This window comes from Pedobacter sp. GSP4, assembly GCF_051857575.1.
GTDB lineage: Bacteria > Bacteroidota > Bacteroidia > Sphingobacteriales > Sphingobacteriaceae > Pedobacter.
This window is the reverse complement of the sequence record NZ_JBPZIR010000013.1, coordinates 40106-50255: the sequence shown is the minus strand read 5'-3', so window position 1 is coordinate 50255 and position 10150 is coordinate 40106. Positions and strand designations below refer to the sequence as shown.

The 10150-nt window shown below is 39.7% G+C and carries 8 protein-coding genes; 4 read left to right on the top strand and 4 right to left on the bottom strand.

Annotated elements, in window-relative coordinates; genetic code table 11:
• Positions 1 to 584: 584 nt before the first annotated feature.
• From ACS5PU_RS23445 to ACS5PU_RS23430, 4 genes are all read right to left on the bottom strand, one after another.
• Positions 585 to 1946, bottom strand: coding sequence for an acyl-CoA dehydrogenase family protein (locus tag ACS5PU_RS23445; protein WP_439461587.1), 1362 nt, complete (start codon positions 1944 to 1946; stop codon positions 585 to 587).
• 164 nt (positions 1947 to 2110) lie between these two features.
• A complete protein-coding gene (gene bshB1 / locus ACS5PU_RS23440) occupies positions 2111 to 2827 on the bottom strand; it encodes a bacillithiol biosynthesis deacetylase BshB1 (protein ID WP_439461586.1) in 717 nt (238 codons plus the stop codon).
• 107 nt (positions 2828 to 2934) lie between these two features.
• On the bottom strand, positions 2935 to 3447 hold the full coding sequence (locus ACS5PU_RS23435) for a glutathione peroxidase (protein ID WP_439461585.1): 513 nt from the start codon (positions 3445 to 3447) through the stop codon (positions 2935 to 2937).
• A 6-nt stretch (positions 3448 to 3453) separates the two neighbouring features.
• Positions 3454 to 4068: a DUF4294 domain-containing protein gene (locus ACS5PU_RS23430; RefSeq protein WP_439461584.1), complete on the bottom strand. Its 615-nt coding sequence runs from the start codon at positions 4066 to 4068 to the stop codon at positions 3454 to 3456.
• Between the two features lie 109 nt (positions 4069 to 4177).
• On the opposite strand from ACS5PU_RS23430, the gene ACS5PU_RS23425 reads away from it, so the two are divergent.
• From ACS5PU_RS23425 to ACS5PU_RS23410, 4 genes are all read left to right on the top strand, one after another.
• Positions 4178 to 6385, top strand: coding sequence for a RelA/SpoT family protein (locus tag ACS5PU_RS23425; protein WP_439461583.1), 2208 nt, complete (start codon positions 4178 to 4180; stop codon positions 6383 to 6385).
• Positions 6386 to 6547: 162 nt separating this feature from the next.
• Positions 6548 to 7045, top strand: coding sequence for a Fur family transcriptional regulator (locus tag ACS5PU_RS23420; protein WP_439461582.1), 498 nt, complete (start codon positions 6548 to 6550; stop codon positions 7043 to 7045).
• Between the two features lie 38 nt (positions 7046 to 7083).
• Entirely contained in the window at positions 7084 to 8364 is a 1281-nt protein-coding gene (locus tag ACS5PU_RS23415; protein ID WP_439461581.1) for an adenylosuccinate synthase, read from the top strand.
• Positions 8365 to 8663: 299 nt separating this feature from the next.
• Positions 8664 to 9932 (top strand): anthranilate synthase component I family protein, encoded by a 1269-nt coding sequence (locus ACS5PU_RS23410; RefSeq protein WP_439461580.1) that lies wholly within the window; start codon positions 8664 to 8666, stop codon positions 9930 to 9932.
• Positions 9933 to 10150 lie beyond the last annotated feature (218 nt).

The window sequence follows — 10150 nt, the reverse complement described above, 5'->3', positions numbered from 1 at the left end:
TCTGTGTCCCCACAGAACGGAAACAATCTTTCGTAATGCACTGCAAGCGTTCTATGGTTATTGAACAGAAAAGATTATCCTACCAAAATGGTCTGTGAGGACACAGACCATGGATTGATGACCTTTATTCATAATCCCCGGTCTGTGTCCCCACAGAACGGAAACAATCTTTCGTAATGCATTGTAAGCGTTCTATGGTTATTGAACAGAAAAGATTATCCTACCAAAATGGTCTGTTAGGATACAGACCATGGATTGATGACCTTTATTCATAATCCCCGGTCTGTGTCCCCACAGAACGGAAACAATCTTTCGTAATGCATTGTAAGCGTTCTATGGTTATTGAACAGAAAAGATTATCCTACCAAAATGGTCTGTGAGGACACAGACCATGGATTGATGACCTTTATTCATAATCCCCGGTCTTTGTCCCCACAGAACGGAAACAATCTTTCGTAATGCACTGCAAGCGTTCTATGGTTATTGAACAGAAAAGATTATCCTACCAAAATGGTCTGTAAGGACACAGACCATGGAATTAGACATTTATCTATCATCCAACCACTTAAACTTTGTGATCTGGCCTAAACAAAAGCAGAAAAACCGGTTATCGCCCTACCAACAATCAGTGTATTAATTTCTTTCGTACCCTCATACGAATAAATCGCTTCCGCATCGGCCACAAAACGCGCTACATTATATTCCAATAAAATTCCGTTTCCACCCATTACTTCTCTGGCTTTGCTTACCACATCACGGGTTCTAAGCGAACAGAAAACCTTGGCTAACGAAGCGTGCTCATCCTTTAACAAACCTTGATCCTGCAGTTGCGATAACCGAAAACAAAGTGTCTGCATTGCAGTTAAATTCGACAACATTTCTACCAAATGGTTTTGGATCAATTGAAAGGAAGCAATTGGTTTTCCAAACTGTTTTCTGTTTCGCGTATACTCCAAAGCATTTTCGTAAGCACCCCTGGCACAACCAACGGCCTGCCAAGCCACCCCCGCCCTTGTCATCTGTAAAACTTTGGCCGTATCTTTAAACGAGTTGGCATTTTGAAGCCGGTCCGCCTCTTCTACCTCACAATTGGTTAAGGTAATAATGCCATTTTGCACAATCCGCAGCGCCATTTTATCCTGCATTTTCTCTACTGCAAAGCCAGGGTTATCCTTTTTCACAATAAAACCCTTAACCTCACCGCTTTCCTCGTCGCGGGCCCAGATGATCAGAATATCGGCAAAAGTTGCGTTGCCAATCCACTTCTTCTGACCATTCAACACCCATTTACCTGCTACTTTTTTACACGTGGTGGTCAATCCTCCTGCTGCTGCCGATCCTACTTCAGGTTCCGTTAAACCAAAAGCACCTATAATTTTAAATTGTTGCATTAAAGGCAACCATTGCTGTTTTTGCTCCTCTGAGCCACATAAATAGATAGAGCCCATGGCCAAACCACTCTGCACACCAAAAAACGTAGAAATTGAAGTATCAATGCGGGCCATTTCCATGGCTAAGATCCCTTCCATTAAATTTGATTTCCCGGGACAGCCGTAGCCCTTGTAGGTTAAGCCACAAATATTAAGTTCAGCAAGTTTTGGTATAATTTCGAAAGGGAATTCGGCTTTGTTCCAATAATGGTTTACAATTGGTTTTACTTCCTTTTCTAAAAAAGCGCGTACTTTTAGCTGGAGTTCGCGGTCTTCATCTTTCAAGGCTTCATCGCCCAAATGGTAAAAATCGCCTTCAATTGGTGGTAATTCTTTCTTTTTACCCGATCCCCCCATCATTTTCATCATCCCCTGGATCTGTTTATCATCCAGGTTAGATATGGTTTCGACCATTTTGGGTAAATCTACTTTTTTCGATAAAGCATCAAGCTTACCGAAATCTACATGCTTAAAAAGATTGTAAGCGTTTTTGAGAGAAGAGAATATATTCGCCATTATTATTTGTTTTGAGCATAACAAATATAGGGGCGTTTTTGTTGGCTCACTTTAAGTAATGCAACCGTCATGCTGAATTTATTTCAGCATCTTTCTTACCAAAGGACCCTGAAATAAATTCAGGACGATCGTATAAAAATGTCAAAACTAAAGGAGTAACTTTTCTACCTCAAATCAAACAAATTATCAACACCCAGCAACTTCCTCGAAGTAAAACCTTCGCCAAAAGTTGCACCAATGCTTTTTCCAAACTCCCTGGCACGGCCAATTACGCTTTCGAAAAACTCTGGCGATGAAATATAAGTTTGTAATCCATCCACATCGGGATTGTAGAACTGGGTTTTAAAAGCTTTAATGGATTCGATTTTTTTATCCATATGCTCCGTAATATCAACAATAATGTCTGGTTTCAAATACCTATCTTGAATGTACTGAAGTAACAGCCTTGGCCTATGCGCTTCTTGTTTAATCCCATCAACTAAAGTTTCTATTTTCGGTAAACCAGATAAAAAAACAGCATCGTATACCAGATCTCCCGCCCTACCATGATCGGGATGACGGTCTTCCAGTGCATTGCTCAAAATAATTTCTGGTTGGTATTTTCTTATGGCTTTAATTACTTCCAAACGGTGAAACTCATCATTCTGAAAAAATCCGTCACGCAACCTTAAATTTTCACGGGCGTGCAGGCCTAAAACCTTAGCCGATTCTGCGGCTTCTTCATCTCTGGTTTCGGCTGTGCCGCGCGTACCCAATTCACCTCTTGTCAAATCAACAATACCAACTTTTCTACCAAGGGCAATATGTTTTAAAATGGTTCCCGAGCAGCAAAGTTCTGCATCATCAGGATGTACGGCTATAACTAAAATATCTAATTTCATCTGTGTTTTATATTTTCAATGGTCAGATGGCACATCTGATCAATAAAGTAATGCATGTTCCACCTGGCTTAAATAATTATTGCAATGCTTTTGCATTTATGTATATGCTATTGGGCATTTTGATTCAGCAGGTGCTGAATTTTCTTTTTAATCTTCGAACTTAAAGGCTTGGTAAAGGGCATAAAATAATCCTCCAGCTCACCATTTTTGTTCAAAATGTATTTATGGAAGTTCCAACGTGGTGTTGAACTTAGCTTTAAGTTTTGCTTTTTATCACTCAAGAACTGGTATAGTGGGTGCGCCTGCGGTCCGCGGACCATAATCTTATCAAAAACAGGGAATTTAACTCCATGGTTAATTTCGCAAAAAGAACTGATTTCTGCCCCGTTTAAAGGCTCCTGTTTTCCAAAATCGTTGGTTGGAAAACCTAAAATTTCAAAATCGGGATTATTGATCTCGTCCTTTAACTGTTGCAGTTCTTTTAATTGCGGCGTAAATCCACATTCAGAAGCGGTATTTACAATTAAAACAACCTTGTTCCGGTAGGCCGATAAGGGCTGTTCTTCGCCATTAATCTTTTTAACCTTGAACGAATAGATATTCGGAATGCTTTTGTGCATTATATGTTATTGGTAAAATCCCGAAGTGCGGATAATCGATTCTATATCCCTATCCTCACTTGGGTCGTAAGTGCTTTTTAAATTATGGCCTACTACACGGGCAACAATCTGATAAGAAAATGCAGCAAAACCGCCTTTGGTCTGCTTTATTATATCGTAGGTTGTTCTTCCCACCTCACGGTCAATCAGTTTGGTTAAAATTTGGCCTTGCGTAATGGTCAATTCTTTTATCTCGCGGTTAAACATGTCTTTAATTTCTTTATCACATTGTTTAACCAGTTGTTTTTGTTCTTTTTTCTCCGGTGTACGGGCAATATCCTGCTCGAGCTGTTCGTACCTGCGCTTGGCAAATAATGCATAAGGCATTACTTTTAATACATTGTATCTTAAACGGTTATAAGCTGCCTGCTCGGCCGGCGATTTCCAAATCCTGGCGGCATATATGCTCACATCTTCTAACTGCATCCACGGAATCATTACACCATTATCATTTGTAGAAGCTACCCTGATCGTATCGCTCTTTCCCATTTTCGGAAAAACAGGGGCTACGGGATCCTGGGCCCATAGCGAAAAGCTACAAATCATTACAATACAAAGAAAAAAGAGCCCTTTAATTTTCATAAATTTATACTTTTACAAAGTTAGGTGTTATTTCATATATTAGTTGTTCCACAGAACTAATATAAGTTTTATTCATAAATAAGACGCAATTTTTACGCAAAAAATACAAATGAAAACAGAGTTAGTGATTGATTTAGAGGCAGAAAAGCAAGAGATTCTCAAAAGATATAGGGCATTATTACGGGCTAGCAAATCTACTTTACAAAAGGGCGATAAGAAAGAAATCAGGAAAGCTTTTGATATGGCACTCGAAAGCCATAAAGATATGCGCCGTAAATCAGGCGAACCTTACATCTATCATCCTATCGCTGTAGCGCAGATTGCGGCCGAAGAGATCGGTCTGGGTACTACGTCGATTGTTTGCGCATTATTGCACGATGTGGTAGAAGACACCGACATTACTTTGGAGGATATTGAACGCGAATTCGGCAAGAAAACCGCCAAGATTATCGATGGTTTGACCAAAATATCGGGCGTTTTTGACACCAACAGTTCGCTGCAGGCCGAGAATTTCCGTAAAATGCTGCTTACCCTGGCCGATGATGTACGTGTAATCCTGATCAAACTTGCAGATCGTTTGCACAATATGCGTACAATGGATTTTATGCCCCGCCACAAGCAGCTTAAAATTGCTTCCGAAACGATTTATTTATATGCCCCCCTGGCCCACCGCCTTGGTTTATACGCCATAAAATCAGAACTGGAAGATCTTTCAATGAAATATCTTGATCCAGATACGTATAAATTTATTGCCAAAAAACTGAACGAGAAAAAAGCAGAGCGCGCACTCTTCATCAAAAAATTCGTCGAGCCAATTGACGAGATTGTTCACGAACAAGGCCTGGTTGCCGATGTTTATGGACGGCCAAAATCAATCCATTCCATCTGGAACAAGATGAAAAAGAAAAACATTCCTTTCGAAGAAGTGTACGATCTTTTTGCCATCCGGATTATTTTGGATTCGGCACCTGAAAATGAAAAAGCCGATTGTTGGAAGGCCTATTCGATTGTAACAGATTTATACCGCCCCAACCCCGACCGCTTGCGCGATTGGGTTTCATCTCCAAAAGGAAATGGTTACGAAAGTTTGCACACTACGGTAATGGGTCCGCGAGGGCAATGGGTAGAAGTCCAGATCCGTACGCAGCGCATGAACGAGATTGCAGAAAAAGGTTTTGCGGCCCACTGGAAATACAAAGAATCGAGCAACGATAATGGTTTAGATCAATGGATCCAGAAAGTACGCGAAATGCTCAACAACCCTGAGGCCAACGCCTTAGATTTCCTGGATGATTTCAAGATGAACCTTTTTTCTGATGAAATTTTTATTTTCACGCCAAAAGGGGCCCTTATCCAATTGCCTTTGGGGGCTACGGCTTTAGATTTTGCCTTCGAAATCCACACCGATGTTGGTGCAACCTGTATCGGCGCTAAGGTAAACCATAAGCTGGTACCCATTTCGTACAAGCTTCAAAATGGCGATCAGGTAGAAATTATAACCTCCAGCAAGCAAACGCCCAAAGAAGATTGGCTCAATGTAGTGGTTACGGCGAAGGCCAAATCAAAAATTAAATCTTCTTTAAAAGAAGAAAAACGGAAAATTGCCGAAAACGGAAAAGAGATTTTAGAAAGAAAACTGAAATCGCTAAAAATAACCTACAATACAGATAACCTGCAAAAGCTGAGTTATTTCTTTAAACTGCCCTCTACCCAAGAGCTTTTTGTAAATGTAGCACTCGGAAAAATTGAGCTGAAAGATATTAAAGAGTATTTATCAAGCGAGAAAGAGATAGAACACCGCTCGCCTGAACGTCCTGAAAATTTGACGGTTGATGGCATTAAAAATAAAATTAAAGGCAACGAATCAGACATTTTGCTGATTGGCGAAGATATGCAGCGCATTGATTATACGCTCGCTGCCTGTTGTAACCCGATTCCGGGCGACGATGTTTTTGGGTTTATTACCGTGAGCGAAGGCATTAAAATACACCGTACCAATTGTCCAAATGCAGCTCAGCTTATGGCCAATTATGGTTACCGTGTAGTAAAGGCCAAATGGAACAAACAACAGGAACTGACTTTCTTAACCGGCCTGCGGATTGTAGGTATTGATGATGTTGGTCTAATTAACAACATTACCCGCGTTATTTCTACTGATTTTAAAGTAAATATGCGTTCGATCACTGTTGATACGAATGAAGGTATATTTGATGGTTCGATTATGATTTTTGTAAACGATACCGAACATTTACAAAACCTGATCAGAAATTTATTAAAAGTAAAAGGGGTAACAGGCGTGACGAGGTTTGATGCTTAGGTAGTCCGAAAGTCAAAGGTGCGGAGTCGGAAGGCAAAATGGTATTTACCGATTAAACTTCAGCCCCAAGTCTTCCAAACCTCCTACTTATTACAACATTTCAACAATCTAACCCTCGAACAATCAAACTAATTACCTACCTTTGAATGGAGTTTAAAAACTATGTCTGAACAAAAAACAAATGAGCTCGTTCGCAAGATTTTTGAGGCTTATTTAGAAAACAAAAATCTACGTAAAACACCAGAGCGTTTCGCTATATTGGAAGAAATATATTCAAGAAACGACCACTTTGATGTAGAAACCCTGTATATCCACATGAAAAACCAAAAGTACCGCGTTAGCCGTGCTACGGTTTACAATACATTGGAGCTATTGGTTTCATGCGATTTAGTTACCAAACACCAGTTTGGTAAAAACATGGCACAATTCGAAAAATCTTATGGCTACCGTCAGCACGATCACGTTATCTGTATCGAATGCGGTAAAGTAGTAGAGTTTTGCGATCCGCGCATACACCAGATCCAAACCATGGTTGGTGATCTTTTAAAATTTGATGTTAAGCACCATTCGTTAAACCTTTATGGTTTCTGCTCTGATTGCAGTATGGCCAGAAAAGTAAATGAAAGTGCAGCTACAACAGCAAATATTGAAGCAAATTAAATCAAAATACAAATAAAACCAGCTTAATTTATTAAATAATGACGCAAGTAGATGTACTTCTCGGCCTACAATGGGGTGATGAAGGAAAGGGAAAAATCGTTGATGTACTAAGTCCAAAATATGATCTTATTGCCCGTTTTCAGGGTGGCCCAAATGCCGGACATACTTTAGAGTTCGATGGCAAAAAATTCGTTTTAAACACCATCCCATCAGGAATTTTCAACGAAAAAACCATGAACCTTATTGGTAATGGTGTAGTAATAGACCCTATTATCTTAAAAAGAGAATTAGATAATTTAAAAAAAGCTGGTCATGATCCTGTTGCCGATGGCAAATTGGTAATTGCCCGTAAAGCACACTTAATTTTACCAACCCACCAATTATTGGATGCTGCTAATGAAGCACGCATGGGTAAAAATAAAATCGGATCTACTTTGAAAGGTATTGGCCCGACTTATATGGACAAAACTGGCCGTAATGGTTTACGTATTGGTGATACTACCCTACCTGATTTTGCAGCGCGTTATGCTAAACTAGTAGAAAAACATACTGAAATCCTTTCTCACTACGAGGGTTTTGAATACGAATTGGCTGAAAAAGAAGCCGCTTTCTTCGAAGCAATCGAATTCTTAAAAACCATTCCACATGTAGATAGCGAGCATTTTGTAAATGGTTATTTAAAAGAAGGAAAAGCTGTTTTAGCAGAAGGAGCACAAGGAACTTTATTGGATGTAGATTTCGGATCATATCCTTTCGTAACTTCAAGCAATACTACAACTGCCGGAGCCTGTACTGGTTTAGGTATTGCACCAAATAAAGTAGGCGCTGTTTATGGTATTTTTAAAGCGTATTGCACCCGTGTTGGTGGCGGTCCTTTCCCTACAGAGTTAGATAACGAAGTTGGTGAGAATTTACGTGCCCTTGGTCATGAATTTGGCGCAACTACAGGCCGTGCCCGCCGTTGTGGCTGGATCGATCTTCCTGCACTAAAATATGCCATCATGTTAAACGGTGTAACCGAACTGATTATGATGAAAGCTGACGTTTTGGATACTTTCGATACCATTTATGCTTGTACCCACTATGAATACAACGGCGAAACGATTGATTATATGCCTTATGATATCATTTCCATCGAACCTAAGCCGGTTTTAAAAGCAATTGATGGTTGGGCTACCGATGTAACCAAAATCACTTCAGTTGATGAGATACCTTCTAAACTGACTGATTATATCGCATTCTTAGAAAAAGAACTAGAAGTGCCGATTAAATTCCTTTCAGTAGGACCAGATAGAGCACAAACTTTAGAATTACATTAAAATATAAAAATCCGTTGTACTGAATTTCGTTCAGGATAACGTTTAATAAAAGAAAGCAATCCATAACTGGGTTGCTTTTTTCGTTTAGGGCTTGTCAACTTTAATATAATAGCGCTAGAAATAGACACTCGACCTTGTTTGCAACGAAGATGTACGGGAATCACATTTGCAATGTGACTACCATACCTCTAAGCGATAAAATCGCTTTTCTCATCAATCCTAGTTACAAAAGGGGACTATTATTAGATTAAAAAATTAATTTCTTACAATTATCATCTCTATTTTTACCTTTGCGCAACTTGAAAACCCAGCAAAACATATCCCACTTTAAACAAAAAGCCTTACACTGGGCCAACCAGTTCGAGGTTTGCTGTTTTTTAGATTCCAATCATTATGAGGATGCTTATTCGGCCTACGATTTTATCATTGCTGCCGGGACCGAGCATGAGTTAACATGCACGACAGGTGATGCCTTCGAACAGTTAAAAAGCTTTTATACAGCACATAAACAATGGGTTTTCGGCTTTTTCAGTTACGATCTTAAAAATGAAATTGAAGAACTAGATTCAAATAATGCAGATCATTTAGCTTTTCCTGATCTATTTTTCTTTGCTCCAAAACACCTAATTGCCTATAAAAATGGCAAGGCGGAGGTTTTGATTGGGACCAAATCCATTTTGGCAGAGATTGAATCCTTCCCACTTCAAGCAGAAAACCAACCGAAAACAATAAACATTTCGCAAAGATTATCTAAAAATCAGTATATCAACAAAGTACAGGCTTTAAGAGATCATATCATTAGAGGCGATATTTACGAGGTTAACTTCTGTCAGGAGTTTTTTGCCGAAAATGCAATGATAAACCCCGTTCAAACATTCGAGTGGCTAAATCAAGTATCCCCTACGCCATTTGCAGGTTACTTTAAAATTCATCATCAATACATTCTTTCAGCAACACCAGAAAGGTTTTTATGTAAACGAGGCACTAAGCTCACATCGCAGCCCATTAAAGGAACAGCCAGAAGAAGCTCAGACCCCATAGAAGATGAAGCCATCAAGCTGCAGCTTAAAAACGATATCAAAGAGCAGACAGAGAATGTTATGATTGTTGATCTGGTGCGCCACGACTTGACCAAATCAGCTGTGAGGGGCTCGGTTACTGTTGATGAACTATTTGGCATCTACAGCTTCCCGCAGGTACACCAGATGATTTCTACCATTAGCTGCGAGCTCAATCCCGAAGTCCATTTTATCGATGCCATTAAAAATGCTTTCCCTATGGGTTCCATGACCGGTGCACCTAAAGTTAAAGCCATGAAATTAATAGAGCAATACGAAGAAACGAAACGCGGAATCTATTCTGGCTCGTTTGGTTGCATTAATCCGGATGGTGATTTCGATTTCAATGTAGTTATCCGCAGTATCTTGTACAATGCAAGTGCGAAATACCTGTCGTTCCAAGTGGGCGGGGCCATTACTTACCAAAGCGATGCTAGTTTAGAATACGAAGAATGCCTACTGAAAGCCAGTGCAATTTTGAAGGTGCTTTCAGGTTCGTTAGTTCAATAGTTCATCTGTCATTGGTTTTATTGGTCCACTTCCCAAGCGATCCGTCATCCTGAATTTATTACAGGATCTATCATGCCATTAAAACATTATCATAATATAGACAAAAGTCTTAGCAAGATGCCAAAAACCCTGAAATAAATCCGATAGTTATCGGATCAGGGTGACGAAAAGATATAAAAAACAAAAGGTGGAAAGTATTGCATTTTGCAAAACTTTCC

Bases quoted from the DNA above. Each gene is read 5' to 3' on its own strand.
- ACS5PU_RS23445 (WP_439461587.1), bottom strand. From the start codon at position 1,946: ATGGCGAATATATTCTCTTCTCTCAAAAACGCTTACAATCTTTTTAAG.
- bshB1 (WP_439461586.1), bottom strand. From the start codon at position 2,827: ATGAAATTAGATATTTTAGTTATAGCCGTACATCCTGATGATGCAGAA.
- ACS5PU_RS23435 (WP_439461585.1), bottom strand. From the start codon at position 3,447: ATGCACAAAAGCATTCCGAATATCTATTCGTTCAAGGTTAAAAAGATT.
- ACS5PU_RS23430 (WP_439461584.1), bottom strand. From the start codon at position 4,068: ATGAAAATTAAAGGGCTCTTTTTTCTTTGTATTGTAATGATTTGTAGC.
- ACS5PU_RS23425 (WP_439461583.1), top strand. From the start codon at position 4,178: ATGAAAACAGAGTTAGTGATTGATTTAGAGGCAGAAAAGCAAGAGATT.
- ACS5PU_RS23420 (WP_439461582.1), top strand. From the start codon at position 6,548: ATGTCTGAACAAAAAACAAATGAGCTCGTTCGCAAGATTTTTGAGGCT.
- ACS5PU_RS23415 (WP_439461581.1), top strand. From the start codon at position 7,084: ATGACGCAAGTAGATGTACTTCTCGGCCTACAATGGGGTGATGAAGGA.